Annotated in this window: 23 protein-coding genes; 9 read left to right on the forward strand and 14 right to left on the reverse strand. The window is 62.1% G+C overall.

Going from position 1 to position 25,357, the window contains the following annotated elements:
* Together BLX41_RS18595 and BLX41_RS18600 are read left to right on the forward strand one after the other, a co-directional pair.
* Positions 1-486, forward strand: a 486-nt coding sequence (locus BLX41_RS18595; RefSeq protein WP_259745004.1) for a lipopolysaccharide kinase InaA family protein, incomplete at its 5' end; no start/stop codon positions are given.
* 2 nt (positions 487-488) lie between these two features.
* On the forward strand, positions 489-713 hold the full coding sequence (locus BLX41_RS18600) for a hypothetical protein (protein ID WP_102860499.1): 225 nt from the start codon (positions 489-491) through the stop codon (positions 711-713).
* A 58-nt stretch (positions 714-771) separates the two neighbouring features.
* Here BLX41_RS18600 and BLX41_RS18605 read toward each other — a convergent pair whose 3' ends face one another.
* The 10 genes from BLX41_RS18605 to BLX41_RS18650 form a co-directional block, all read right to left on the reverse strand.
* Positions 772-3,795, reverse strand: a complete 3,024-nt coding sequence (locus BLX41_RS18605) for a multidrug efflux RND transporter permease subunit (RefSeq protein ID WP_123726067.1) — start codon at positions 3,793-3,795, stop codon at positions 772-774.
* Positions 3,796-3,808: 13 nt separating this feature from the next.
* Positions 3,809-4,960, reverse strand: a complete 1,152-nt coding sequence (locus tag BLX41_RS18610) for an efflux RND transporter periplasmic adaptor subunit (RefSeq protein ID WP_123726068.1) — start codon at positions 4,958-4,960, stop codon at positions 3,809-3,811.
* A 124-nt stretch (positions 4,961-5,084) separates the two neighbouring features.
* Positions 5,085-6,182, reverse strand: coding sequence for a DUF1513 domain-containing protein (locus BLX41_RS18615; RefSeq protein WP_123726248.1), 1,098 nt, complete (start codon positions 6,180-6,182; stop codon positions 5,085-5,087).
* Between the two features lie 2 nt (positions 6,183-6,184).
* Complete coding sequence (locus BLX41_RS18620; protein ID WP_123726069.1) at positions 6,185-7,249, reverse strand: imelysin family protein; 1,065 nt, start codon at positions 7,247-7,249, stop codon at positions 6,185-6,187.
* 44 nt (positions 7,250-7,293) lie between these two features.
* Entirely contained in the window at positions 7,294-8,718 is a 1,425-nt protein-coding gene (locus tag BLX41_RS18625; protein ID WP_123726070.1) for a di-heme oxidoreductase family protein, read from the reverse strand.
* Between the two features lie 189 nt (positions 8,719-8,907).
* Positions 8,908-10,248, reverse strand: coding sequence for an imelysin family protein (locus tag BLX41_RS18630; protein ID WP_123726071.1), 1,341 nt, complete (start codon positions 10,246-10,248; stop codon positions 8,908-8,910).
* Positions 10,249-10,410: 162 nt separating this feature from the next.
* Positions 10,411-12,462, reverse strand: coding sequence for a putative bifunctional diguanylate cyclase/phosphodiesterase (locus BLX41_RS18635; RefSeq protein WP_123726072.1), 2,052 nt, complete (start codon positions 12,460-12,462; stop codon positions 10,411-10,413).
* Positions 12,463-12,766: 304 nt separating this feature from the next.
* Positions 12,767-13,363 carry a superoxide dismutase gene (locus BLX41_RS18640; RefSeq protein WP_123726073.1) on the reverse strand — a complete coding sequence of 199 codons (597 nt, stop codon included), beginning with the start codon at positions 13,361-13,363 and terminating at the stop codon, positions 12,767-12,769.
* Between the two features lie 176 nt (positions 13,364-13,539).
* Positions 13,540-14,142, reverse strand: coding sequence for a LysE/ArgO family amino acid transporter (locus tag BLX41_RS18645; protein WP_102880727.1), 603 nt, complete (start codon positions 14,140-14,142; stop codon positions 13,540-13,542).
* A gap of 2 nt (positions 14,143-14,144) precedes the next feature.
* Positions 14,145-14,549, reverse strand: a complete 405-nt coding sequence (locus tag BLX41_RS18650) for an ACT domain-containing protein (RefSeq protein ID WP_123726074.1) — start codon at positions 14,547-14,549, stop codon at positions 14,145-14,147.
* A gap of 110 nt (positions 14,550-14,659) precedes the next feature.
* On the opposite strand from BLX41_RS18650, the gene BLX41_RS18655 reads away from it, so the two are divergent.
* The 4 genes from BLX41_RS18655 (at position 14,660) to BLX41_RS18670 (ending at position 18,572) form a co-directional block, all read left to right on the forward strand.
* Positions 14,660-15,559, forward strand: coding sequence for a LysR family transcriptional regulator ArgP (locus BLX41_RS18655; protein WP_123726075.1), 900 nt, complete (start codon positions 14,660-14,662; stop codon positions 15,557-15,559).
* Positions 15,560-15,656: 97 nt separating this feature from the next.
* Complete coding sequence (locus BLX41_RS18660; RefSeq protein WP_123726076.1) at positions 15,657-16,649, forward strand: NAD-dependent epimerase/dehydratase family protein; 993 nt, start codon at positions 15,657-15,659, stop codon at positions 16,647-16,649.
* Positions 16,650-16,755: 106 nt separating this feature from the next.
* Positions 16,756-17,595, forward strand: a complete 840-nt coding sequence (locus BLX41_RS18665; protein ID WP_123726077.1) for a coiled-coil domain-containing protein — start codon at positions 16,756-16,758, stop codon at positions 17,593-17,595.
* Between the two features lie 122 nt (positions 17,596-17,717).
* Positions 17,718-18,572 carry a cache domain-containing protein gene (locus BLX41_RS18670; RefSeq protein ID WP_123726078.1) on the forward strand — a complete coding sequence of 285 codons (855 nt, stop codon included), beginning with the start codon at positions 17,718-17,720 and terminating at the stop codon, positions 18,570-18,572.
* 25 nt (positions 18,573-18,597) lie between these two features.
* On the opposite strand, the gene BLX41_RS18675 is transcribed toward BLX41_RS18670, so the two are convergent.
* Positions 18,598-20,115 (reverse strand): MDR family MFS transporter, encoded by a 1,518-nt coding sequence (locus tag BLX41_RS18675; RefSeq protein ID WP_123726079.1) that lies wholly within the window; start codon positions 20,113-20,115, stop codon positions 18,598-18,600.
* Positions 20,116-20,518: 403 nt separating this feature from the next.
* Between BLX41_RS18675 and BLX41_RS18680 the strand changes: the two genes are divergently transcribed.
* Positions 20,519-21,433, forward strand: coding sequence for a helix-turn-helix domain-containing protein (locus tag BLX41_RS18680; protein ID WP_123726080.1), 915 nt, complete (start codon positions 20,519-20,521; stop codon positions 21,431-21,433).
* Here BLX41_RS18680 and BLX41_RS33760 read toward each other — a convergent pair.
* Positions 21,426-21,602, reverse strand: a complete 177-nt coding sequence (locus tag BLX41_RS33760) for a hypothetical protein (protein WP_185073667.1) — start codon at positions 21,600-21,602, stop codon at positions 21,426-21,428. The genes BLX41_RS18680 and BLX41_RS33760 overlap by 8 nt on opposite strands.
* A 148-nt stretch (positions 21,603-21,750) precedes the next feature.
* Complete coding sequence (locus tag BLX41_RS18685) at positions 21,751-22,656, reverse strand: LysR family transcriptional regulator (protein WP_123726081.1); 906 nt, start codon at positions 22,654-22,656, stop codon at positions 21,751-21,753.
* Between the two features lie 114 nt (positions 22,657-22,770).
* Here BLX41_RS18685 and BLX41_RS18690 point away from each other — a divergent pair, with 114 nt between their 5' ends.
* Together BLX41_RS18690 and BLX41_RS18695 are read left to right on the forward strand one after the other, a co-directional pair.
* A complete protein-coding gene (locus BLX41_RS18690) occupies positions 22,771-23,655 on the forward strand; it encodes an MBL fold metallo-hydrolase (RefSeq protein ID WP_123726082.1) in 885 nt (294 codons plus the stop codon).
* 69 nt (positions 23,656-23,724) lie between these two features.
* Complete coding sequence (locus tag BLX41_RS18695) at positions 23,725-24,339, forward strand: NAD(P)-dependent oxidoreductase (protein WP_123726083.1); 615 nt, start codon at positions 23,725-23,727, stop codon at positions 24,337-24,339.
* Between the two features lie 118 nt (positions 24,340-24,457).
* Here the strand turns inward: BLX41_RS18695 and BLX41_RS18700 are convergent, their stop codons facing one another.
* On the reverse strand, positions 24,458-25,339 hold the full coding sequence (locus BLX41_RS18700) for a LysR substrate-binding domain-containing protein (protein ID WP_123726249.1): 882 nt from the start codon (positions 25,337-25,339) through the stop codon (positions 24,458-24,460).
* Between the last annotated feature and the right edge of the window lie 18 nt (positions 25,340-25,357).

Consider the following 25,357-nt stretch of genomic DNA (forward strand, 5'->3'; position numbering starts at 1 on the left):
GAGCGTGATGCCCTGCAAGGCCTGCGTCTGCTGGATGTAGAGGTGCCGGAGCTGGTGTTCTGCGGCGCCCGGCGCGGCCCCGAGCATCAGTGGCAGGCGCTGCTGGTGACCGCTGCGCTCGACGGCTTCGTGGAAATCGACAACTGGTATGCCGCAGGTGAGCGTGAGCGCCATGGCGAAGTCCTGCACGAGCGAGTGTTGCAGGCAGTGGCGCAGACCCTGGCGCGTATGCACAAGGGCCGTTGGCAGCATGGCTGCCTGTATTCCAAACATGTTTTCGTGCGCATAGAGGGCGAGGGCGAGCAGGCCCAGGTGAGGATTGCATTGCTGGATTTCGAGAAGTGTCGCCAGCGCCTGAGCAGCCGTCGGGCGGCGGCCCATGACCTCAAGCAACTGCGCCGCCATTCGTCGTGGAACGACACGGACTGGCAAAAGCTCTACTATTTTTATAGAACGGTGTTTGGCAGCCCCATCAAAGGTTTGTAGCTATGAAGCTAGAAATTGCACGAGGTTTGTTCCTGGCAGGAGCCTTGGCAGTTGCTTCCTTGGCCATGGTTGTCTGGGAGCAGCCGCGAACGCAGGTTCTCAGTGCCGCTCAGGGTGAACATTGCCCGTTGCCACGGGTGGCCAAGAGCTCGGTGGCGGTCAAGCCGGATCATGAACTGCTGCTGTTCATGTTTGGCATGAGCCAGGCGTTGAAACCCCAGAGTTGAAGACCTGAAACCGCCACCTGAAGGCCTCGCATTGCGAGGCCTTTTGTTTGTCCCGGGTTCAGGCGTCCGGCTTGGCCAGCAGGGTGTAGATGCAGGGCAGAACGAAAAGAGTGAACAGGGTGCCGATGGACATGCCCGTGGCGATCACCGTGCCGATATCGAAGCGACTGACTGCTCCGGCACCGCTGGCCAGGATCAGTGGCACCATGCCGAACACCATCGCCGCTGTGGTCATCAGCACCGGGCGCAGGCGAATGGACGCAGCTTGCTCCACCGCCTGTCGGGGGCTGAGCCCCTGGTCCCGGCGCAATTGGTTGGCGAATTCAACGATCAGAATCCCATGCTTGCTGATCAGACCGATCAGTGTCACCAGGCCGACCTGGGTATAGATGTTCATGCTCGACCAGCCGAGAAACAGTGGGATCAGAGCGCCGCAGATGGACAGCGGCACGGTCACCAGAATTACCACCGGGTCGCGGAAGCTTTCGAATTGCGCCGCCAGCACCAGGAAAATGATCGCCAGGGCCAGGCCGAAGGTGACCCAGAGCGCGCTGCCTTCCTGGACGTACTGGCGGGCGGCGCTGGCGTAGTCGAAGGCATAGCCGGCGGGGGCCTCCTGCGTAGCGATCTGGCGCATGGTGTCGATGGCTTCGCCCATGCTGACCACGGGCACGCCGGAAATGGTTGCGGCATTGAGCTGCTGGAACTGGTTCAACTGCCGCGGGCGGGCGCGGTCGCTGACTTTGATCAGGGTCGACAGCGGCAACGCCTCACCTTTGCTGTTCTTCACGTAGTAGTTATTCAGCCAGTCAGGGTTGTCCCGATAGGCACGCTCCACTTGGGCGATCACCTTGTAGCTGCGTCCGTCGATGGTGAAACGGTTGATTTCCGCTTCGCCGAGCAAGGTCGCCAGCGTGCCCCCCAGGTCCTGCATGGTAACGCCCATTTGCGCTGCCTTGGCCCGATCGATGTCGACCACCACCTCGGGCTTGTCGAAGGCCAGGTCAATGTCGACAAAGGCGAACTTCCCCGACTCCATGGCGCGTTTCTTCACCCGGTTGGCCACGTCCAACAGGGATTCGTAATCGTTTGGAGTATTGATCACGAAAGCAAAGGGCAGGCCTTCGCCGGTGCCAGGCAAGGCCGGCAGGTTGAAGCCGAAGACTTGCAGGCCGGCGATGCCCGCCAGTTTTTCCTGGACCTGGGGCAGGATCTGCATCTGGGTTTGCTCACGCTGGTTCCAGGGCTTGAGCAGAAAGCCGCCGATCCCCGATTGCACCCCGTTGAAACCGTTGATCTGGAATGAGGAGTAGTACTCCGGGAACTCCTTGAAGATCGCCAGGAACTCATCGGTGTAGGCATTGAGATATTCCAGGTTGGCCGGTTGCGGCGCCGTGGCCAGCATGAAAATGATGCCCTGGTCTTCGTCCGGTGCCAGCTCCGCCTTGGTGAACTTGAGCAGCAGGGGAATCAGGCACAGCACGATCAGCGCGAAGACCAGTACGACAGGACGGGTATCAAGGGTGCCGTGGAGCAGGCGCTGGTAGCGCTGCTTGAGGCTGTCGAAAATCCGGTCCAGGCGATGGGACAGGCCGCTGGGGTTTTCGTCGCGGCGCAGCAACAGTGCGCACATCATCGGTGACAGGGTCAGGGCGACAATCCCGGAAATCACCACGGCCCCGGCCAGCGTCAGGGCGAACTCCTTGAACAGGGCGCCGGTGAGTCCCTGGAGAAAACCTATGGGGGCGTAAACCGCCGCCAGGGTGATGGTCATCGATACCACCGGCATGGCGATTTCCCGGGCACCTTCGATGGCCGCGTCCAAGGGTGTCTTGCCCTCTTCGATGTGCCGATGAATGTTCTCCACCACCACGATTGCATCGTCCACCACCAGCCCGATGGCCAGGACCATGGCCAGCAAGGTCAGCAGGTTGATCGAGTAGCCCATCAACTGCATGAAGAACATCACGCCGATCATCGACAGTGGAATGGTCACTACCGGGATCACCACCGAACGCAAGGCGCCCAGGAACAGGAACACCACCACAATCACGATCAGTACCGCCTCGAACAGGGTCTTGACCACTTCGTCGATGGAGGCCTGGATAAACAGTGTGGCGTCGTAGGCAATGTCCGACTTGAGGGTAGGGGGCAATTGCGCTTCCAGTTCCGGGAGCAGCTTGCGCACCTCCTTGATCACGTCCAGCGGGTTGGCTCCGGGGGTGGCCTTGATGCCGATGTAGACCGAGGGCACACCGCCGAAGGAGCTGATGGCGTTGTAGTTTTCCGCCCCCATTTCCACCCGCGCCACGTCCTTGAGCAGGACCCGGCTGTCGCCATCGGTTTTCAACGGGATAGCCGCGAACGCCTCGGCGGATTTCAGCTCGGTGTTGGCATTGATACTGGTGACGACATACTCGCCCTTGACCTCGCCTGCGGCGGACAGAAAGTTGTACTGGCGCACGGCGTTGCTCACGTCGCTGGCAGCCAGGCCATAGGCCGCCAGCTTCACCGGGTCCAGCCACAGACGCATGGCGAACACCTGATTGCCGAGGATTTCCGCCTCGGCCATGCCCGGCAGGGTCGCGAGCTTGGGCTGGATCACTCGTGAGAGGTAGTCGGTGATCTGAGGGTTGTTCAGTTGCGGGCTGGAGAAGCTGATGTACATCAGCGCCGAGGCGTCGGCCGCCTCCTTGCTCAGCACCGGGTCTTCGGCTTGCTGGGGCAGCTTGTTCTTGACCTCGTTGGCCTTGGCCAGCAGTTCGGTGAACAGGCGGTCGCTGTTGGAACCGATCCGGGCATAGATCGAGATCACCGAGAAGTTCTGCCGGCTCACCGAGGTCATGTAGTCGATGCCTTCGGCGCTGGCCAGGCTTTGCTGCATGGGCTGGGTGATATAGCCCTGGATGGTTTCGGCATTGGCCCCGGGGTAGGCGGTGGTCACCGTGATCAGGGCGTTCTCCATCTGTGGGTACTGGCGCAGGGGCAGCTTGCTCCAGGCCTGGAATCCCAGCAGCACAATCAGCAGGCTGACCACGGTAGCGAGTACCGGGCGGCGAATGAACGGATCGGTAAAGGCCATGGGGATTCCTTGATCAGTCGGCGCGGGGCTGGCTGTTCGGCTGTTCCGCTTGCAGCTTGTCCGGGGTGATGCTGATGTGGGCGCCGTTATCCAGTTTGATCTGGCCGGCACTGACTACCTGTTCGCCCTTTGCCACGCCTTTGTTGATCATCACCAGGCCGCCGCGATGCTCGCCGGTGTCGACAAAGCGCCGCTCGGCGATCAGCAGCGGCCGGCCCTCGGGGTCTTTCTCCAGGCTGCCGTCGGCGGCTTTCTTCTGCGTTACCACGTACACCGAGTTGCCGTAGAGGGTGTAGGCGAGGGCGCTTTCCGGCACCACCACCTTGAGCTGCGGGTCGGGAAGCAATACTTGCAGGTCGGCGAACATGCCCGGCAGCAAGCGGCCTTCGGGGTTGGCCAGGGTGGCGCGTACCAGTACGTTGCGGGTGCTGTTCTCGACCTTGGGGTTGATGGCGCTGATGCTGCCGGGGAACGACTCCCCGGGAAACGCCGCAACGCTGAGCTGCACGGTCTGTCCAAGGCGGATCTTGGGCACCGATTGTTCCGGGATATAGAAGTCCACGTACAGGCTGCTCAGGTCCTGCAGGGTGGCGATCACCGTGCCGCTGGCCAGGAAGTCGCCGACATCCACCTGGCGGATGCCGATCGTGCCCGCAAAGGGGGCGAGAATGCGTTTCTTGGCCAGGGAGGCCTTGAGCTGGTTGACCGTGGCCTTGTTCTTTTGCAACTGGGCCGAAAGCCGGTCGTACTCGCCCTTGGAAATCGCCTGGCTGCCCACCAGCTGGCTGCCGCGTCCGAAGTCCAGCTGGGCCAGGCCGAGGTCGGCCTGGGCGGTTTCCAGCAGGGCGCTTTCCACCGCGCTGTCCAGGGTCAGCAACGGCTGGCCGGCCTTGACCTGCTGCCCGGACTCGAATTGCAGGTCCTTGACCGTACCGGCGACTTCCAGGCTGAGGTTGACCCCTTGCAGGGCCTTGAGGCTGCCGACACTGGGCAGCCGGCTTTGCCAGGGGCGCTCGTCGGCGGTAACCACCGCCACGCTGATGGGCGGCTTGGGGGCCGAGTAGACCTGGACCATCTTGTAGATCGAAAACGCCTTGTAGCCGGCCAGCAACAGCACGACCAACAGGACCACACCCAACATGAACAGCATGCGGCGACGCAGCATATTCCGCTTCCTTGGAAAGCCCGGGAAACAAGCCCGGTAGACATTACTCCGAGTCGCGTGCGGGTTCCAGACGAGCGTCCTGTCGTCCGGCGAAGCTCCCGGCACCAAGGCCGGGGAGGGTTCTTCAGATCAGATGCAGATGGTTGTCCCAGAGCCCTGCGGGCAGGTCCAGCGGCTTTGCCACAATCTGTGTCTGGCGACAGTCGTAGAAGCGGCAGCGGCCTTGTCCCGAGGTCACCACGAAGCCGTCGGCCACGGCGCCGACCCCGGCACAGTCTGGCAGGGGGGCATCGACCCGCACTGCGCCGCTGTCCAGGTCCCAGATGAAGAAGCGGTTGCCCCGGGGGGCGGTCAGGGCTACCAGGCGCAGGTCGCTGTGCACCGCGACGCTGGCGGTGTAGTGCCCCATGGCCTGCAACTGCTGTTCGGGCACCGGGAAGGCCGCGAAGGGCTGGCCCGGACGCTTGATTGCCAGAAGTTCCGAAGGCTCGTGGGCGGCGCCCATGAATTGCTGGCCGGTGACGATGGTGCCGTCGCTGGCGATGCCCATGTGGCGCACGCTGTTCATCTGCTGGGCCAGGGTTTCCTTGCTCAACAGGGTGCCGTCGCGCTGCATCAGCACCAGGCTCGGCTCCATGGCATCGAGGTTCATCTCCACCCGGCTTTCGGCTTCAGTGCGGATGCCGCCATTGGCTACCACCAGGGTTTCACCGTCGGGCATCCACGACACCTGGTGCGGGCCGATGCCGTGGGTGGACAGTTCACCGCTGTGCACCAGGCGCTCGCCTTCGAAGCGATACACCCCGAGCAGGCCACGGCCGGGGTCTCGGGTGTCGTTCTCGGTGGCGTACAACCACTGGCCATCCTTGTGGATCACCGCGTGACCGTAGAAGTGCCTGTCAGGTTGCGAAGTCACGGTCTGCAGCAGTGCGCCGTTGCGCAGGTCGATCAGGTAACTCTCGGTGCCCGGGCGCCGGGCCACGAACAGAGCGATCGGTAACTGCGGGTGATTGATGATGTCATGGCAACGCTGGCCGACCTGGGTGGCAAACACCTGTTTACCGTCCAGCTGATAACCGACGGCGTAATGCTTGCCGTCACCATCGTCCCTGGCCGAAAGCAGCAAGGGCTGTTTGCCCTTTTGCTTGAACAGCGTCCAGCCGCCCAAGGTCACCGCACTGAGCAGCAGGCTGCCCAGTGCCAAAGCCTGACGTCGCAGCATCATCAGTCACCGTCGTTGGCGTTGAAGCCCAGTTGGATTCCCAGCGCCTTGGCCAGCTCGCCTTCGTGCAGGCGGTGGACCACGTTGAGGCTGTCGTACAGATCGTTGAGCTGCTGGCGCCCAGCGTCGTCACCGAGCATTTCGGTCAGCGAGCGCTGGGTGCTGGCGAAGAGTTTCAGCGAGGCGGCGTAGGCGGCGTCGATCTTGTCGGCCAAGGGCTTCTGATCGGCTGGCAACAGGCCGCGCAGGCCCTTGTTGTCGACTCCGGCCCAGACCGTCTGAGCAGCGCTGAGGCTGGCCTCCAGGCCTTGCAGGGACGACTGGCTGCGCCAGGCATCGGCCTGGAACGGCTGGGGAATGCCCTTGGTCTGGCGGCCCATCGGTGTGCCGAGCTTCTTCTTCAGGGTATCCAGGGCAGTGACCTGGACCCGCAGCAAGTCAGCGATGGCTTCATGGGAGTCGGCGTAGCGCTGGTTGGGGAACTTGCTCATCTGCGCGAGCATGCCGTCGTTGGTATTCCAGCCCGCCAGGATCTCCTCCGCCAGTTGTTTCTGACGTTCACCGATGGCGGTCAACAGCGGGCAGTAACGGGCTTTCTGCGCGTTGTCGGCCATGTCGATCTTGCTGTCGAAGAGGATGTACTCGTAGGCCGACAGGCCTTGCACTACCACACTGGATTTGGCCAGCGCCGCGGCATCGATCTGCGGATTGGCGGTGACCAGTTGCTCGACCTGCCGGCCTACCAGGTTTTTCTTGTCCGGCCAGAACTGCACCTGCCAGGCGCGGTTGCCCTCGGCCAGCGGGCCGATCAGCAGTGGTTGCAGCTCGGCCCAGGCTTTTTGTGCGTGGAGGAAGTCGGCGCGGGCGGTGTCCAGGCTTTCCTTGCCTTCACAGAAGGCCAGGGCGCTGATGGCCAGCTGGCGGTCGGCGTCGACCCAACGGCTGTAGGTCGGCAGGATCACCTGCTTGGCGATGGCGGCCGAGGTCACGGCTTGTGGGTCCTGGGGCGAGCAGGCGCCCAGGGCGAGTGCGGCAAGGCTGGTGAACAGCAGTTTGGGGCGGAACATGTTCGGGCTCCCTTTATTGTGGAGAAAGCAGATGAGTCGAGTGTTTATAGCGAATTCAGAAAGGCCAGCAACGCGGCACGCTGCTCGGCATTGAACGCCAGAACCTGTTGCTTCGCGCCTTCGGCTTCGCCGCCATGCCACAGCACCGCTTCCATCAGGTTGCGGGCGCGGCCGTCATGCAGGAACTGGGTGTGGCCACTGACGGTTTCCGTCAGGCCGATGCCCCACAGGGGCGCGGTGCGCCAGTCGCGGCCACTGGCCTTGAACTCCGTGCGGTGGTCCGCCAGGCCTTCCCCCATGTCGTGCAGCAGCAGATCGCTGTAGGGGCGTATCACCTGATTGGCCAATTCGGGTTCGGCGGCGTTGGCCGTGGTGGTGAAACTTGGGGTGTGGCAGGACTGGCAGCCGGCCTGGAAGAACAGGTTCTTGCCGGCCAGGACCTGGGGCGAATCGACATCGCGGCGCGCCGGTACCGCCAGGTTGCGAGTGTAGAACAGCACCAGGCGCAGGATGTTGTCGCTGACTTCCGGCTCACCGTCCGGGCCATTGCCGTTGGGGGCCTGCTTGCAGGCGGTTTGCGCGTCGGTGCAGTCATCGAAAGGCCTCAGGCGAGTGGTCAGGCCCATATCACCAGAAAACGCGTGAACATTTTGTTGATTGAGGTTGGGTTGGCCGGCTTTCCAGCCAAAACGCCCGAGTACGGTCTTTTGCTGAGCGTCATCCCAGACCCAGTTGGGTCGTCCGGCAATGGCCTTGTTGCCGGCGGCGGGCTGAGCGTTGGCCAGGATTGCCGCTTCGGGAATGGCCTCCAGCAACCCCAGGCCGATCATCGGCGGCGCCACGCGGGCGGAGAACTGCGTCTCGGGGTGCATTGGGCCGTAGCCCAGGTCGGTGATCTGCAGCCTGGGCTTGCGCAACTCCACCTGGGTGCCGTCCTTGAACCGCACGGGCACTGGCTCGTACTCGACCCGTACGCGGCCCTCGGGGGCGACTCCGGGAATCGCCATGTCTTGCAACTGGCCGCCATACACCGGTTCCGGCACCACGCCGACCTGCTCAATGACCTTGGCGTAGGCCGGGGTATCCGGGATCGACAGGCGTACCAGCATCGACACGGCGTTCAGCGCATCCGGCGCGGGGGGATGGCCGCGGCCGTCCTTGACGTGGCAGTTCTGGCAGGCGTTGGTGTTGAACAGTGGACCGAGGCCGTCACGAGCAGTGGTGGTTGAGGGGGCGATCACCCAGGGGTTACGGAAAAAACTGTTGCCGACACTGAAGTCCAGGCGTCGGGTCGGCGGCAGGTTGGCCGACGGCAGGGAAAAGGCATTGCGATCGGCCTTGTTCACCGTCGTCGCGCCGCCGGCTCGAGCTTCCCCCGGTTCGGCCTGGGTAAAGCGCGGAGCGTCATCGCAGGCACTCAGGCTCAAGGCCATGAGTAGAGCGGACCAGCGAAGCAGCGACGGGGGCATCGGACATCCTGCAAGACGAGCAAAACAAGGGCGCAAAGTCTAACAGGGCCGCCTGGATTGAATAAGAGGAATTATCGTTTGGTTTGACCCAGGACAAGCTTGCCGGGAAGCATTCAGACGCAGGAAACGCAGCACCACGGGCACAAAAAAGGCGACCCGCAGGTCGCCTTTTTGCTGAAACCGCGCTGATCAGAACTCGTGATCGGCGTTGTCCGGGTTCAGGTCGCTGATGCCCAGCTTGCCCGCAGCCTGTTCGATCGAACCGGTCTGCTTCACCAGGGCGGCGATGGCGTCACGCACGATCTGGTTGCCGGACTCGTTGCCCGCAGCGATCAGTTGATCGTAATGCTCACCCTTGTTGGCGTGGTCCACCATGACCTGGATCTTGGCTTCGGTTGCCGCCAGATCGGCTTTCAGGGCGGCGTCGGCAGCCGGGTCGGCCTTGGCCACCAGGGAAGACAGGCTGGCACCGGTCATCTTGCTGCCGTCGACACGGGTGTACTCGCCCAGGTAGACGTTGCGGATACCCTTGGCATCGTAGAAGTGCGAGTTGTGGGTGTTGTCGCTGAAGCAATCCTGCTCGTCTTCAGGGGAGTTGGCTTCCAGGGAAACTTTCATCCGCTCGCCCGCCAGTTCGCCCAGGGACAGGCTGCCCATGCCGAACAGCATCTTGCGCAGGCCGGTTTCGGCCGGTTCGGCTTCCAGGGTGGCGCGGTAGTTGTCGGCCACGTCCGGCTTCCAGTTGCCGACCATTTCTTCCAGGTCGTTGACCAGCAGTTGGGTCACGGCTTTCAGGTAGGCGCGACGACGCTCGTTGTGGCCGCCGGTGGCACCGGCACCTTCCAGGTAGTCGGAGGCAGGGCGAGCGCCAGCGCCAGGGCCGGTGCCGTTGAGGTCCTGGCCCCAGAGCAGGAACTCGATGGCATGGTAGCCGGTGGCGACGTTGGCCTCGGCACCGCCCAGCTCGTTCAGGCTGGCGAGTTTTTCCGGGGTGATATCTTTCACGTCAACTTTGTCTTCGCCGACCTGGATCTCGGTGTTGGCGATGATGTTGGCGGTGGCCCCCGGGTTGCCCAGTGCGTGCTCGTAGCTCTTGTCGACGTAGTCGATCAGGCCTTCGTCCAGTGGCCAGGCGTTCACCTGCCCTTCCCAGTCATCGATGATGGTGTTGCCGAAGCGGAACACTTCGCTCTGCAGGTAAGGCACGCGAGCGGCGACCCAGGCAGCCTTGGCGGCTTTCAGGGTTTCGTCGTTGGGCTTGGCGAGGAAGGCATCGATGGCGGTTTGCAGGGTTTTCGCGGTGGATTGGGAGTCGCTGTAAACGGCGAACACCATGTCGGCGTAATGCGCGACCACAGCCTTGGCTGCGGCTTCGTCGACCTTGCCGGCAGCGTCAGTGGCTGGGGTGGCTGTGCTGGTGGCCGGGGTCGGCGCTTGAGCGGCAGCCTTGTCGTCTTTGCCTTCGCCGCAGCCGGCGAGGGAAATAGCGATGGCCAACAGACTGGCGGTAGCCAGAGGCATACGAATCATGGCGAACATCCTGCTTCGAGAGGGGAGTGGACGGCGCGGGGGCGCGCAAAAGCTGCGACATAATGCGAAAGATTTGCATTATGTGTAAAGGGCTGTGCTTGTAAATATTTCTTATTCAGCAGAGGACTGCGCTGGGTCAAGAGGCCCCGCGCACCGCCCGTTTCAAAGGATCGCCGCATTGCTGCGCTGCGCCTGTTTCAGGTAGGCGCTCAACTCCCGCGCCGGCAGGGGTTTGCTGTAGTGATAGCCCTGACCTTCATGGCAGCCTTCGGAGATGATGTAAGCCTCCTGTTCGGCCGTTTCCACACCCTCGGCAATCACCTGCATGCCCAGGCTTTTGCCCAACTGGATGATGGCACGCACGATGGTCGCATCGTCGTCGTCATCCAGCAGGTCCTGGACGAAGCTCTTGTCGATCTTGATCTTGTCCAGGGGCAGGCTTTTCAGGTAGCTCAGGGACGAATAACCGGTACCGAAATCGTCGATGGCGATCAGCGCCCCGGAGCGTCGCAGACTCAGCAGGTGCTGGGCGGCCGTGCTGATGTCTTCCATCAGGCCGGTTTCGGTGACTTCCAACTCCAGGCTGCGAGGTGGCAGGCGGTAGATCTGCAGCAGGTTGTTGACCACCCGTGGCAGTTCGGCGTGGTGCAGTTGCACCGTGGACAGGTTGACCGCCATGCGCAGGTCGCTGAAGCCCATGTCGTGCCATTCGCGCAGTTGGCGGCAGGCCTGGTCCAGCACCCATTCGCCGATGGCGATGATGGTGCCGTTCTGCTCCGCCAGGGGAATGAACAGGTCCGGCGGCACCAGGCCGTGTTCCGGGTGTTGCCAGCGAATCAGCGCCTCGACACCCACCACCCGGTGGTCGCGATAGCTGATCTGTGGCTGATAGACGAGAAAGAACTGCTCCCGGGTCAGGGCGTCGCGCAGGTCCTTTTCCAGTTCCCGGCGCCGGCGCATTTCGCTGTCGACGCTGGCGATATAGAACTGATAGCGATTGCGTGACCGGCTCTTGGCCAGGGTCATGGTCTGTTCGGCTTTTTGCAGGAGTTTTTCCGTGCTGTCGCCGTCTTCCGGGAACAGGGTGATGCCGATGGTGGCGCGCAGGCGGATTTCCTGATGATCGAGGGCGAAGGTAGCCTCCAGGTCGTCGAGGATGCTCTGTGCCAGTTCTGCGGCTTCATAGGGTTGTTCGATATCGGCCTGGACCAGGGCGAACTGATCGCCCCCCAGGCGAGCCAGGGCACCGAGGCGGCCGCTGTGGCCGCGCAGGCGATCGGCCAGGGCCAGCAGCAGTTGGTCGCCGGTCTGGTAGCTGAACTGTTCGTTGATGCCCTTGAAGTCGTCGAGGCCGACGCAGAGCACTGCAACTCGGCGTTGCAGGCGCCCGGCGTCCACCAGGATCTTGTCCAGTTGCTGCTGCAGTTGCTGGCGGTTCGGCAGGCCGGTCAGGAAGTCGTACTGGGCCATGCGCAGCAGGCTGTTTTCCGCTTCGTGGCGCAAGTGGGTATTGCGCTCGATGGAAGCCAGCAACTGGTTGGCGGTGTTGATCCAGACTCCCAGTTCGTTTTTTTCGTGACCCTTGAGCAGCGGTAACTGGTGTTCGCTGGGACGATCGGGGTTGATGGTGGTCAGGTGCTCGATGATTCGCGACAGCGGTTTGGTCAGCAACCAGTGATAGACCAGGTACAGCACCAGGCCCATGGCCAGGGCGCGCAGGACTCCAGAGATGAAGATGATCACCGAACTGATGATGAAGTCCTGGCCATAGGTGGCGGTGTCGAGGGTGATGCTCAGGTCGCCGTAATACTCGCTGTAGGGACCGCGGCCCACCAATTGGGTGGTGAAGGTGCGTTCCTGGCCAAGAATCAGGTCAGTGAGCCAGCGACTGGAGGAGTGCTGCAGATCGCGGGACTTTTCCGCGAGCATGGTTTCGTTGGGGTGGCCAATGGAGGCCATGCGCACCGCATCATCCTGGAACAGGCCTTCAATGACTTGCATGCCCATTTCCCGGTCCAGGCTGTAGACCGCCTGTGTCGATGGGTCGCGAAACATGTCGAGAATGCGCTGGGCATCGTTAGCAACCGCCTGCCGAGTCTTGTAGGCATCGAAGACGATCTGGGCGCAGCTCAGGACTACGCCCACTATGAGTGCCGACAGCAGCACAACCCGGAGCAACTTCACCGACAAGCTGTTTTTGAGTTCCAGCTTCAAAGGGCTATTCCTTGTTCCGTGCGTGTAGCGTCAAGTTGCCATGAGTATTGGCAATCCCGTGTTGGCCGTCAAAGTGACATTAATGCCGAGTACAGGACGTCTGCGGGCCAGGCCCGGGTGATCAGATTCAGGATTGCTCTTGCTGTGGATAGTGTGTCGGTAGCGACGCCTTGCAACTTGAGGGGCGGCGTTGATTTTTACATCAGATCAATCTTAGCGCCTCGGTTGGGCGGGACAAGATGCCGGCTTTGTCAGAGGCCAAAAAAAACCCGGCCAGGCCGGGTTTTTTGCACTGCAAACGGACTTAAGCGACGAAGTTCTTGCCTTCGAACTGCTCAGCCACGAATTTCCAGTTGACCAGGTTCCAGAACGCTTCGACGTATTTAGGACGAACGTTGCGGTAGTCGATGTAGTAGGCGTGTTCCCAGACGTCGCAGGTCAGCAGCGGAGTGTCGCCGCTGGTCAGCGGGTTGCCGGCGCCGATGGTGCTGGCCAGGGCCAGGGAACCGTCAGCCTTCTTCACCAGCCAGCCCCATCCGGAGCCGAAGGTGCCAACCGAAGTCTTGGTGAATTCTTCTTTGAACTTGTCGAACGAACCGAACGCAGCGTTGATGGCTTCAGCCAGGGCGCCGGTAGGTTGGCCGCCGGCGTTTGGCGCCAGGCAGTTCCAGTAGAAAGTGTGGTTCCAGACCTGGGCTGCGTTGTTGAAGATGCCGCCCGAAGAGGTTTTGACGATCTGTTCCAGAGTCTTGCCTTCGAACTCGGTGCCTGGCACCAGGTTGTTCAGGTTCACGACATAGGTGTTGTGGTGCTTGTCGTGGTGGTATTCCAGGGTTTCCTTGGAAATGTGCGGCTGCAGGGCGTCGTGTGCATAGGGCAGCGGCGGCAATTCGAAAGCCATGATGATTCTCCTAATCAGGTCAGTTGCGGTGAGCGCAAGGCCGATCACGGGCGGCCAGACAAGCGCCGGGGAGTTTGTACTCTTTGCGGCGCAGGGTTCGGATCATAGCACCGGGGGTGCGGCTTAACCACGCAACAACTGTGTGGGATAGAGGTTCCAGAGCCTTTTGGAATAAGTCACGCAGCACTGATCAGTTGGAACGCCACGCTGAACATCATCACCGCCACCAGCAGGTCGAGAATCCTCCAGGTACTGGGGCGAGCCAGCCACGGAGCCAGCCAGGCGGCGCCCAGGGCCAAGGTAAAGAACCACAGCAATGAAGCGCTGGCGGCCCCCACCACGTAAGCGCCGGGCTCGGTTTGTTGTGCCCCCAGTGAACCGATCAGCAGCACGGTATCCAGGTAGACGTGGGGATTGAGCAGGGTGACCGCCAGGGCACTGAGCATGACCGCCCGGAGCGAACGCACGGTCTGGCCTTCGCCCTGTTGCAGGCTTTGTTTCGAGCAGGCCCGGCGCAGGGCCTGGGCGCCGTACCAGATCAGGAACGCCGCGCCGCCCCAGCGCGCCACTGCCAGTAGCATCGGGCTCTGGGTCAGGACGGTGGCCAGGCCGAACACGCCGGCCGCCACCAACAGGGCATCGCAGGTCACGCACAGTGCCGCCACTGGCAAGTGGTGCTCACGGCGCAGGCTCTGAGCCAGGACGAAGGCGTTTTGTGTACCGATGGCCATGATCAGGCCGGCGGCCACCAAGAGACCGTTTACATAGCTTTGCCACATGATTATTGCTCCTCGCCGGCGGCCAGTTTTTGCAGAACCTGCATGGCTCGCCGGGCATCCGCCTGACCGACAAACAGGTGGTCGTGGTAATAGCCGGCGATCACGTTGCAGCTGATCCCGGCCCGGCCCAGGGCGCCGGCGAAGGCCGCTGTCAGGCCCACGGCTTCCAGGGCCGAATGGACGTTGAGGGTGATCCAGGCAGCCACGTAATCGAAGGCCAGCCCCAGGCGCTCGGCCTGTTGGCGCTGGACGATGACCGTCAATCCCTCGCGTTCGCGAAAGCTGCCCAGCACTTCGCAGTCCTGCAGCAGGCTGGGGTCAGTGAGGGAGCAGAACACGTACTCGCCGTCGTTGAGCTGCGGGCTCATGCTGCGCAGCAGGGTAGCGAGGGAGGTTTCACCGGCCATGAACAAAATCCTTGAGCGAAGAAGCATTACAGAGGCTGTACGCTGGCTATTTTCTCGCTTCAGGCGGTATAAGAAAAACCAATAGTGCTGATCACTCATTAGGAAAACTGATGTTCGACTACAAGTTGCTCTCTGCCCTGGCCGCGGTGATCGAACAGGCAGGATTCGAACGGGCGGCCCAGGTGCTGGGATTGTCGCAGTCGGCGATTTCCCAGCGCATCAAACTGCTGGAAGCCCGGGTCGGGCAGCCGGTGCTGGTGCGGGTGACGCCACCTTCGCCCACGGAAATCGGTCGCCGCCTGCTCAACCATGTGCAGCAGGTACGCCTTCTGGAGCGGGACCTGCAAAGCCTGGTGCCGGCCCTGGACGAAGAAGGCTTGCCGGAACGCCTGCGCATCGCCCTCAATGCCGACAGCCTGGCCACCTGGTGGGCCGAAGCGGTGTCTGACTTCTGCGCCGAACATCACTTGCTCCTGGACCTGGTGGTGGAGGACCAGACGGTGGGCCTCAAGCGCATGCGCGCTGGCGAAGTGGCGGCTTGTGTCTGCGCCAGTGAGCGTCCGGTAGCCGGGGCCCGCAGTCTGCTACTGGGCGCCATGCGTTACCGTGCCCTGGCCAGCCCGGCGTTCATCGCCCGGCATTTTCCCCAGGGCGTACGTGCCGAGCAGGTGGCTCGGACCCCGGCGTTGGTGTTCGGCCCTGACGATTTCCTGCAGCATCGCTACCTGGCGTCTCTGGGTGTCGATGGCGGTTTCGAGCATCATTTGTGCCCGTCTTCCGAAGGCTTCATCCGCCTTACCGAAGCCGGTCTGGGCTGGGGGCTGGTGCCCGAACTGCAGGTTCGCGAGCAGCTGCAGCGAGGCTTGCTGGTGGAGCTTTTACCGGATAAACCCATCGATGTGCCGCTGTACTGGCATCATTGGCGCAACGGCGGACAATTGCTGGGCTTGTTGACCGAGCACCTGGCACGTTTATCTGCACAATGGTTGGTGCCTTGGAAGCAGCCATGAGCGTCAAGCGACAAGCTGCGAGTGCACAGCTTGGGCTTCGATTTTCAATCTGCGGCTTGTAGTTCGTGGCTCGTCACTGCTTTGTTTAGGAATATTCATGAAAATTCTGGTTACCGGCGCAAGCGGCTTCATCGGCGGGCGCTTTGCTCGTTTTGCCCTTGAGCAGGGCCTGGAGGTCCGGGTCAACGGCCGTCGGGCCGAAGCGGTGGATCACCTGGTGCGCCGTGGCGCCGAGTTCGTCCAGGGCGACTTGAACGATGCTGGCCTGGTGCGCGAACTCTGTCGCGATGTCGATACCGTGGTGCACTGCGCCGGTGCGGTGGGCTTGTGGGGGCGTTATCAGGATTTCCATCAGGGCAACGTGCTGGTCACTGAGAATGTGGTTGAAGCCTGCCTCAAGCAGCGGGTCCAGCGCCTGGTGCACCTGTCCTCGCCGTCGATCTATTTCGATGGCCGTGATCATTTGGGGCTGACCGAAGAGCAAGTGCCCAAGCGTTTCAGGCACCCCTACGCAGCCACCAAGTACCTGGCCGAGCAGAAGGTCTTCGGTGCCCAGGAGTTCGGGCTGGAGGTCATTGCGCTGCGGCCGCGTTTTGTCACCGGTGCCGGCGACATGAGTATTTTCCCGCGGCTGCTGAAGATGCAGCGCAAAGGTCGCCTGGCCATCGTCGGCAATGGTCTGAACAAGGTCGACTTCACCAGTGTGCACAACCTCAACGAGGCCCTGTTCAGCAGCTTGCACGCCAGTGGCTCGGCCCTGGGCAAGGTCTACAACATCAGCAACGGTGCACCGGTGCCGCTGTGGGACGTGGTCAACTATGTGATGCGCCAGATGCAGGTCCCGCAAGTCACCCGCTATCGCTCCTTTGGTCTGGCCTACAGCGTGGCGGCGCTTAACGAGGGTTTCTGCAAGCTCTGGCCGGGCCGTCCGGAGCCGACCTTGTCGCGCCTGGGAATGCAGGTCATGAACAAGAACTTCACCCTCGATATCAGTCGGGCCCGGCATTACCTCGGCTATGAGCCCAAGGTCAGCTTGTGGGCCGCTCTGGATGAGTTCTGCAGCTGGTGGAAGGCTCAGGACATAAGCTGAAATCAAAGACTGAACCCGGTTTGCCCGGGCCGGTCCATTGGTCGGGTGGATTAGCGGTTTATACTCGCCGCATTCAGCCATCACCGCGATTCACAAAGGTTGCCCCATGCGTAACGATGCACACGATGACTTCGATGACGTTCCAAGTCTGCGCGCCGATCCCCTCGACGACGATGTCTTTCCTGCCACCAGCGCTGCCCGTGAGCGCACCACCGTGCATTCGCGCAGCGTTCCGACGGTCAAGGCCAAGGGGCCCAGTACCGGTCCATTGTGGGCATTGGTGGGAGCGTTGTTCTTTGCCTTCATCGGCCTTGCCTGGTGGAGCTTCCAGCAGATCTCGCTGATGGAGCAGCAACTGGTGGCGACCCAGGAAAGCTTCGCCAGGATCAGTGAAGAGGCCGCCGGTCGTCTGCAGGACATCTCCGGCAAGGTGGTGGCCAGCCAGACCAATGTCACCACCGACAGCGAAGCCTTGAAGCTGCAGATCAAACAGTTGGAAAGCCGGCTGCAGGATCAGAGCCGACAACAGCAGGGCGTGGCGGGACAGGCCACGGACCTGGACAAGCGCCTGGCGCAGATGAGTGCCCAGACTGCCGAGCAGCAGGCGGCCAACGTCCAGTTGCAAACCCAGGTGAAAGCCCTGAGCGCCGAACTGGCGAGCCTGAAAGGTGCCCAGGCGGACGCCGGCAAGGTCGATACCCAGCTCAAGAGCCTGAGCGCCGACCTTGCGGTGTTGAAAAAACAGGGCAACCCGAGCGCCGCCATCGAGCGCCTGGAGCAGGAGCTGGTGGTGCTCAAGAGTGAGCAGGACAATCGTCCCGCCGCCGCCCAGAACGGAGCCAGCACGGCCGAGTTCGATGCGTTCCGTGGCCAGGTCACCCGCAACATCAATACCCTGCAAAGCCAGATCCAGAACCTGCAGCAGCAGATCAATACCCGTCCTTGAAGGGTCAGGCCCACCCGCGCATGGCGTGGGTGGGCACTGTTTGGCCAAAGTGCGCTGAATATTCACTCATATCCCGCAGCCGTCTACGCTCTTCAAACGCCATCAGGAACGAGGAGCGAGCGATGAGGCTGTTGCAGAAAAACACCTGGCTGGGATGGTTGTTGTTGCTGTGCATGGGGCCGCTGCATGCGGCGGTACCGGCGGCCGATGATGGTGTGGCGGCCCGGGCGCTGCTGGAAAAGGCCCTGCGCTATTACCACGACCAGGGTGACAAGGCATTTGCGGCCTTCAGCCGTCAGGGTGAGTTCGTCGACCGCGATCGTTATGTGTTCGTGGTGGACACCCGGGGCGTGATGCTGGCCAGTGGCGGTCCTTCTTCGGCACTGATTGGTCGAGATGTCTCCGAGGCCCTGGGGCCGGATCTGCGCAAGGCGTTCAAGGACGCCCTGAAGATTCCCGAGGCCAATGGCATCCAGCAAGCCGAGTACCGCTGGCAGAACTGGGCTGACGGCAAGATCGAGCGCAAGCATGTGTACTTCCAGCGTATCGGCGAACGTATCCTGGCGGTGGGGTATTACCTGCCTCGGGCCTCGGCCGAGCAGGCCAAGGCGCTGCTGGAGCGAGCGGCCACGGCCTTGGGCAGCGATCGGCCGGGTACGCTCAAAGCCATCAATGACTTGCGGGGCGGATTTCTCGAAGACGATCTCTATGTGTTCGTGGTGGACCTCGACAGCCACCGCTATCTGGCTCACGGCACCAACTTGCGCCTGCTCAACACCGACTTCGGCAAGATCAAGGATCCGGAGGGCAAACCGGTGGGGGAACCGATCCTGGCGCTGATGGCAGGCCAGGATCAGGGGGAATACGAATACCGCTGGAAGAACCCGGTGACTGGCAAGATCGAGGACAAGCATGCCTATTTGCGCAAGGTCGGGAATCTGCTGGTTGCCGTGGGGTACTACAGCCCTGAGTCCTGAACGCTGGCCCTTGCCAGCATCAGGATTAACGCGCCTTGTCTTCACGGCCCCGTAGCAGGTGATTGGGCATGGCAATCGCCGCAGCCAGCCCCAGCAGGGAGACCGCGGCACTGACCAGCAGCAGATGTCGGAAGGTCAGCAGCAACTCGTTGCGCAATGCGTCGCGCGCGGGTCCAGGTGCGGCGTTCAGGCCTTCCAGCAAAGCATTGCCGGAGTGTCCCTCGCTCATCAGTCCGGTGCCACTCAGATGGGCCAGGCTGGAATCCTGCAGCAAGGCCAGCAGCAATGCCGACATCAGCGCCACCCCCACCGCGCCGCCCAGGGCGCGAAACAGGTTGGTGGTGCTGGTGGCGACCCCGATATCCCGTTGCTCCACCGAGTTCTGGGTGCCCACCAGGGAGGTAGGGAACTGCATGCCGCCGGCAATCCCGCAGAGCAACATGAACAGGCTGCTCAGCAATACCTCCTGGGGCGGCACCAGGGCCATGCCGAGAATCGACACCGGCATCAATAGCGCGCCACCCAGGATCATCGGCTTGTAGCGCCCGGTCACCGAGGTCAGGCGTCCGGCGCAATAGGCGCCCATGGGCAGACCCATGGCCAGTGGCAGCAGGTGCAGGGCGGCACTGTCGGCCCCGGCTCCGGTGATGCTTTGGAAGCGCAGGGGCATCAGCACGATCAGCGAGATGGCCTGGAAACTGGTGAAGAAAATCGTGCACCAGCACAGTAGCGCATTGCGGTTGGCAAACAGATGCATCGGCAGCAGGGGCTCCCGGGCCCGGCGCTCATGCCAGACGAACAGGGCCAGGACGATGCTGGCGATGGCCAGCAGGTCGAGCACTTCGGCGCTGCGCCAGGAGTGGCCCTGGCCCACTTGGGTGATGCCCAGCAGCAGGGCGCTCAGGCCGATGATCAGCAACAGAGTGCCGAGGTAGTCGATGATCGGCTTGCGCTGGGGCACCGGCAGCCCCACCAGGGTGCGGTGGGCCACCCACCAGGCACCCAGCCCCAGGGGCAGGTTGATCAGGAATACCCAGCGCCACGAGAGAAATTCGGTCATGTAGCCGCCCAGCACCGGGCCGGCGACACTGGCCACTGCGTACATGCTGCTGAAGTAGCCCTGATAGCGGCCGCGCTCCCTGGGCGGGACTATGTCGCCGATGATGGCCTGGCTCACCGAGATCATGCCGCCGGCGCCGATGCCCTGGAAGATCCGCGCCAGCACCAGTTGTTCCATGTTCTGGGCCAGGCCGCAGAACAGCGAGGCCAGGGTGAACAATCCCATGCCGAACAGCATCAGCCGACGTCGGCCATACAGATCGCCGAGCTTGCCGTAGATAGGCACAGCCACGGTCATTGCCACCATGTAGCCGGAGATGACCCAGGCCAACAGGCTGACATCCTTGAATTGAGCGGAAATGGCCGGCATGGAGACCGCGACAATGGTCTGGTCCAGAGCACCGAGAAAGATCGCCAGCATCAGGGCGATCAGCACGCTGCGGATGGCCGGTTTGGGCGGGCCAGGTTGTTGGAAGTGGGTCACGAAAAAACCTGCGGGCAGTGATTGATCCGTAGCGGCAAGGCTGGCGGGAATGGGCGTCAGTGTACTCGATAGGGAGCTATCGGATAGCGCCACAAGAACGGTCAAGGCGTTTTTTCATGAAGGTTCTTCAAGCCGTGGCGTTGTGCCAAAAAATCTTGGATTCACTACTTTCGAAAAGGTTTGTGGCACTTGGCATTGATGTGTAATGGGACGCATTCTGTATAGTGTGGGTTCGGTTCCGGCTCCCTGAATCTTGACTGTACGAATGTTTATTTGTGTCGCCGGTGCTTGTGTTTTTCCTGGCTGAACCCGTCAATGGTTCGATGAAACCTGGCGGTGCCCCGAGCATTTTTTCCAGCGGTGCAATTCTCCCCCCGTTACCTCTGAGGCCTGGACTGTAGTGATGAACAAGCCTGCCCTTGCTGCCATTCCCGTGTTCAAACTCTATGGCGAGAGTCTGGAGTGGCCCACTCCGGATCTGCTCCATTGCGAGTCCATCAGTCAACGCAGTCGTGAGCACCAGTGGGAAATCAAACCCCATCGGCATGCCGACCTCTGCCAGTTGCTGTTCGTCTTCCGAGGGCAGGCCGAATTGGAGGTCGAAGGCCAGCGGACCCTGCTGGACGAACCGGTGATCCAGGTGTTGCCGCCGTTATCGGTCCATGGCTTTCGTTTTTCCGAGGATGTCGAAGGTTATGTCGTGACTCTGGCGGCGCCGCTGTTGAGCCATATGCAAGCTCAGTTGGGGCGCTCGGAAAATACCCTGGCCACCTCTGGCAGCTACCCGGCCCGGGAGGATGCGCAGTACCTGAACGGTTTGTTCAGTGCCTTGCAGAATGAATATCAGGGGCAGCAACCGGCTCGGGAAATGCTCATGCACGCCCTGGTGAGCATGATTGTGGTCTGGGTCGGTCGCCAGGCACTGCAGCGCAGCAGTTCCAGTCAGCGTCCCCAGCGGGCCCGGGAGTATTTCAACGGTTTTATCCAATTGGTGGAGGCCCACTACCGCGAGCATGTGAAGGTCGAGGACCTGGCTCACAAGCTAGGCATCTCGGTGTCGCACCTCAACGGCACCTGCCGCGAGCTGGCCGGGCAACCGGCGCTGCAGATCATGCACGAGCGCCAGCTGCTGGAGGCCAAGCGCCTGCTGACCTACACCGGGATGACCATCTACGAGATTTCCGATGACCTGGGTTTTTCCGATCCCACCAATTTCACCCGGCTGTTCCGACGCCGCGAGGGGGTTTCGCCCAAGGTGTTCCGCGACAGGCTCAAGGCCGATCAGGCAGGGGACGCCGGGGCGTTGCCGCTCACCTGAGGGCATTCAAGGTGGCGTTGTGGGGAATGCAGCGCTCCAGGTTGCAACTGGCGTAGGTACGCTGTTGCATGCGGGCCTGCTCGACGCGATAAGCGGCGGTACCGTATAGCGCCAGGGTCATGGTGCAGGTCATGAAAATGGCCAGGTACCTTCTTGTCTTGACGTTCATGGCAACGACCTCTGAATCAATCCCCCTGCGTTTTCAGGGGGATTGATATCAGCATAGGTCAGTTGCGGGGGCTTGCCAGGCTACCGTCCAGCCTGTTTGGCCTGGTATTCAGCCGGTGGATCGAAGTGTTGAGCACTTCTTCTGTTGTCTACAGCCCCGCATCCCAGAGTGGTTCCTGGGGAAACCTGAGCACCAGGAAATCCAGCATGCTGCGCAAGGTCGCCGGCATGTGCTTGCGCGAGGCGTAGACCGCGTACATGTTCATCCTGCGGGGTTCGGCATTGGCCAGCAGGCGCACCAGTTCCCCACGCTTGATGTACTCCCCGGCCTGGTAGCTGGGCAGCATGGCGATGCCGGCGCCGGCTACTGTCGTGCGCAACAGGGTACTGGCTTCGTTGGCGCTGATATTGCCCTGTACCGGTACCGACACCTGCTCGCCGTCTTGTTCGAAATGCCACAGGCTCTTGCCGAAGTAGGAGTGGGTCAGGCAGTTGTGCTGGCTCAACTCCTCGACCCTGCGTGGTGCCGGGTGTTCCTGCAGGTAGGCCGGTGAGGCGCAGATCACCGAGCGACAGACGGTCAGGCGTCGGGCGATCAGGTTCGGGTCCAGGTCGTTGCTGGTACGGATCGCCAGGTCGATGCGCTCATCCACCAGATTCACCGTGCGATCGAGCATCTGCAGGTCGATGCTCACTCCGGGATAACGCTTGACGTAGTCGGCCACGGCATCCGCCAGTTGTGACTGGCCGAAGGAGGTGCTGACGCTGATGCGCAGCAGCCCGCGGGGCGCGTCATCAGGCTCGCCCACCGCAGCCTGCATATCGTTGGACAGCTCCAGCATCTGCCGACAGCGGGGCAGGATCTCGCCGCCGGCAGCCGTCAGGCTGAGTTTGCGCGTGGTGCGGTGCATCAACCGGGCGCCGACCCAATCTTCCAGCTCCGCCAGATAACGTGAAACCACCGGCCGTGAGAGGTCCAGGTGGTCAGCAGCGGCCGACTGGCTGCCCAGGTCGACAACGGTGACGAAGACCCGCATTGCTTGGAGACGATCCATGATTTGCCCACTTTCAGAAACAAACTATGTTCAAGCATCGCATTTTTTGTAACGAGTCTGGCAACTAAGCTTTGTCCACATCCAACCAAGCCAACAGATGCTGGAGCTGCCCTCATGATCGGATTCACCTCTCTCAAACGCCTGCTGCTGGCCACTGCCACCCTGGGCTTTGCCGCCCATGCCGCAGCCGCCGAGCCCATCCTGAAGCTGGATGTCTACAACCCGGGTGCCAATGCCATCTTCCCGGTGACCTCGGTACTGGTCAGCGGCAAGAAGGACGCGATCCTGGTGGATGCCCAGTTCGGCAAATCCCAGGCCCAGCAACTGGTGGAAAAAATCCGAGCCAGTGGCAAGCACCTGACCACCATCTACATCAGCCACGGTGATCCGGATTACTACTTCGGCCTCGACACCCTGACCACCGCCTTCCCCGATGCCAAGGTCGTTGCCTCACAGCCAACGGTGGATCACATCAAGGCTACGGTGGACGGCAAGCTGGCGTTCTGGGGCCCGAAAATGGGCGCAGACATTCCGGCCAAGACCATTGTGCCTGGCGTACTCAAGGGCCACAGCCTGACCCTTGAAGGGCAGAAACTCGAGGTCATCGGCCTGGACGGCAAGCAACCGGATCGCAGCTTTGTATGGATTCCGTCGATCAAGGCCGTAGTGGGGGGCGTGGTGGTCGCGGAAAACATTCATGTATGGATGGCCGATACCCAGACCCCGCAGTCCCACCAGGACTGGCTGAGCACCCTGAAGACCATCGACGGCCTGCAGCCCAAGACGGTGATCCCCGGGCACTTCCTCGGCGATAGCGCCCGCTCCCTGGCCCCGGTGCACTTCACCGCGGACTACATCAAGGCCTTTGATGAAGAGACGGCCAAGGCCCAGGACTCCACCGCGCTGATCGCGGCCATGAAAAAGCGTTACCCGGACCTGGGCGAAGACAGCTCCCTGGAACTGAGCGCCAAGGTCGCCAAGGGCGAAATGAAGTGGTGAAACCGGTTTGACCCGCTCCCTTCGGGGAGTGGACGCCTCTGTACTCTCTTAGCCAACTGGAGACATGTCATGAGCAAGATCGCAATCATCGGTGCCACCGGCCGTGCCGGTAGCCAACTCCTGGAAGAAGCCCTGCGTCGCGGTCACAGCGTCACCGCCATCGCCCGCAACACGGCGAAGATCGGCCAGCGTGCCGGCGTACTCACCCGCGAGGTGGATGTGGCCGACAGTGCTGCATTGCAGGCAGCGGTGGCCGGCCACGACGTGGTGATCAGCGCCGCGCATTTTTCCACCATCCCGGCCAATGCCATCATCGACCCGGTGAAAAAGGCCGGGGTCAAGCGTCTGCTGGTGGTGGGCGGTGCCGGTTCGCTGCTGCTGCCCGGTGGCGGCAAGGTCATCGACAGCCCCGGCTTCCCGGAGGAGTACAAGGCCGAGGCCAGCGCCGGTGGTGTCTACCTGGATACCTTGCGCAAGGAGCAGGATCTGGACTGGACCTTCCTCTCGCCATCGGCGGAGTTCGTTGAGGGTGAGCGCACCGGGCAGTTCCGCCTGGGCCAGGACGATCTGCTGGTCAGTGCCCAAGGTCGCAGTTGGATCAGTTTCGCCGACTACGCCATTGCCCTGATCGACGAAGTGGAAAAACCGGCTCATCGCCGCCAGCGTTTCACCGTCGGTTACTGATTGGCGACCGATTGCCCTGGTAACCGCCTGCCGTAGGCGGTTATCGGGGGTGTTCCGGCAAGTGTTGAAGGCCCCCTGCGGGCCTTTTTGCTGTCTGCCGGCATCAGGGCTTTCCCGTTCAACGCTGTTTGGCCTGCTCCACCAGCCAGTCCAGCAGTTCCTGCAAGGCGGTCGAAGGCCCCGGGCGCTCCGGGTAGACCAGGTAGTACGCCTGGCCCGTCGGTACCTTCAATTCAAAAGGCATGACCAGCCTTCCGGCACTCAGGTCGTCGCCAATCAACGCCCAGTCGCCAATCGCCACTCCCGTCCCCTGGGACGCCACGGACATCGCCAGGTCCAGGGTCTCGAAATGCTGGCCCTTGCCCAGGGTATTGAGTGGCGTGCCTGCGGCTTTCAACCAGCTTTGCCAGTCCCGTTGATCGTGGGAGGGATGCAGCAGCAAATGCTGTTGCAGGTCCGCCGGGCTTTTGAGAGGCACCGGGCCCTCCAGCAGCGGTCGTGAGCAGACCGGCGTCAGTTGTTCATTGAACAGGTGCCGCGAACCGAGGGTCGGGGTTGGCGGGGCTCCGTACATGACGGCGGCATCGAAGGGTTCGCGGCTGAAATCCACGCCGTGCTGAATGGTGGTGGTCAGTTGCACCGGCACATCCGGACGTTCCCTTTGCCACTGCAGCAGCCGAGGCAGCAGCCAGCGCATCACACAGGTCGGAGCCTTGAGGCGCAGGTTGCGGTTCTGCCCACCAATGTCGTCCACCGCGCCATTGATCAGTTCGAATACCTGCTGCACCCGCGGCAACCATTGCGCCCCTTCGCTAGTCAGGCTCAAGCCCCGGGCATGGCGCTGGAACAACGGATAACCCAGGTGGCTTTCCAGGCCGGCAATTTGTCGGCTCACCGCTCCTTGAGTGATGTGCAACTGCTCGGCAGCGCGAGTGAGATTGCAGCACTGGGCGGTGACCAGAAAGGTGTGCAGCGCAGGCAGGGGAGGCAAGCGTTTCATGGGGAGCCAAGGCATGAC

The organism is Pseudomonas protegens (assembly GCF_003732485.1).
GTDB lineage: Bacteria > Pseudomonadota > Gammaproteobacteria > Pseudomonadales > Pseudomonadaceae > Aquipseudomonas > Aquipseudomonas protegens_B.

Excerpts from the sequence above, each read along its gene's own strand:
- BLX41_RS18600 (WP_102860499.1), top strand. The coding sequence starts at position 489 with ATGAAGCTAGAAATTGCACGAGGTTTGTTCCTGGCAGGAGCCTTGGCA.
- BLX41_RS18605 (WP_123726067.1), bottom strand. The coding sequence starts at position 3,795 with ATGGCCTTTACCGATCCGTTCATTCGCCGCCCGGTACTCGCTACCGTG.
- BLX41_RS18610 (WP_123726068.1), bottom strand. The coding sequence starts at position 4,960 with ATGCTGCGTCGCCGCATGCTGTTCATGTTGGGTGTGGTCCTGTTGGTC.
- BLX41_RS18615 (WP_123726248.1), bottom strand. The coding sequence starts at position 6,182 with ATGCTGCGACGTCAGGCTTTGGCACTGGGCAGCCTGCTGCTCAGTGCG.
- BLX41_RS18620 (WP_123726069.1), bottom strand. The coding sequence starts at position 7,249 with ATGTTCCGCCCCAAACTGCTGTTCACCAGCCTTGCCGCACTCGCCCTG.
- BLX41_RS18625 (WP_123726070.1), bottom strand. The coding sequence starts at position 8,718 with ATGCCCCCGTCGCTGCTTCGCTGGTCCGCTCTACTCATGGCCTTGAGC.
- BLX41_RS18630 (WP_123726071.1), bottom strand. The coding sequence starts at position 10,248 with ATGATTCGTATGCCTCTGGCTACCGCCAGTCTGTTGGCCATCGCTATT.
- BLX41_RS18640 (WP_123726073.1), bottom strand. The coding sequence starts at position 13,363 with ATGGCTTTCGAATTGCCGCCGCTGCCCTATGCACACGACGCCCTGCAG.
- BLX41_RS18645 (WP_102880727.1), bottom strand. The coding sequence starts at position 14,142 with ATGTGGCAAAGCTATGTAAACGGTCTCTTGGTGGCCGCCGGCCTGATC.
- BLX41_RS18650 (WP_123726074.1), bottom strand. The coding sequence starts at position 14,549 with ATGGCCGGTGAAACCTCCCTCGCTACCCTGCTGCGCAGCATGAGCCCG.
- BLX41_RS18655 (WP_123726075.1), top strand. The coding sequence starts at position 14,660 with ATGTTCGACTACAAGTTGCTCTCTGCCCTGGCCGCGGTGATCGAACAG.
- BLX41_RS18660 (WP_123726076.1), top strand. The coding sequence starts at position 15,657 with ATGAAAATTCTGGTTACCGGCGCAAGCGGCTTCATCGGCGGGCGCTTT.
- BLX41_RS18665 (WP_123726077.1), top strand. The coding sequence starts at position 16,756 with ATGCGTAACGATGCACACGATGACTTCGATGACGTTCCAAGTCTGCGC.
- BLX41_RS18670 (WP_123726078.1), top strand. The coding sequence starts at position 17,718 with ATGAGGCTGTTGCAGAAAAACACCTGGCTGGGATGGTTGTTGTTGCTG.
- BLX41_RS18680 (WP_123726080.1), top strand. The coding sequence starts at position 20,519 with ATGAACAAGCCTGCCCTTGCTGCCATTCCCGTGTTCAAACTCTATGGC.
- BLX41_RS33760 (WP_185073667.1), bottom strand. The coding sequence starts at position 21,602 with ATGAACGTCAAGACAAGAAGGTACCTGGCCATTTTCATGACCTGCACC.
- BLX41_RS18685 (WP_123726081.1), bottom strand. The coding sequence starts at position 22,656 with ATGGATCGTCTCCAAGCAATGCGGGTCTTCGTCACCGTTGTCGACCTG.
- BLX41_RS18690 (WP_123726082.1), top strand. The coding sequence starts at position 22,771 with ATGATCGGATTCACCTCTCTCAAACGCCTGCTGCTGGCCACTGCCACC.
- BLX41_RS18695 (WP_123726083.1), top strand. The coding sequence starts at position 23,725 with ATGAGCAAGATCGCAATCATCGGTGCCACCGGCCGTGCCGGTAGCCAA.
- BLX41_RS18700 (WP_123726249.1), bottom strand. The coding sequence starts at position 25,339 with ATGAAACGCTTGCCTCCCCTGCCTGCGCTGCACACCTTTCTGGTCACC.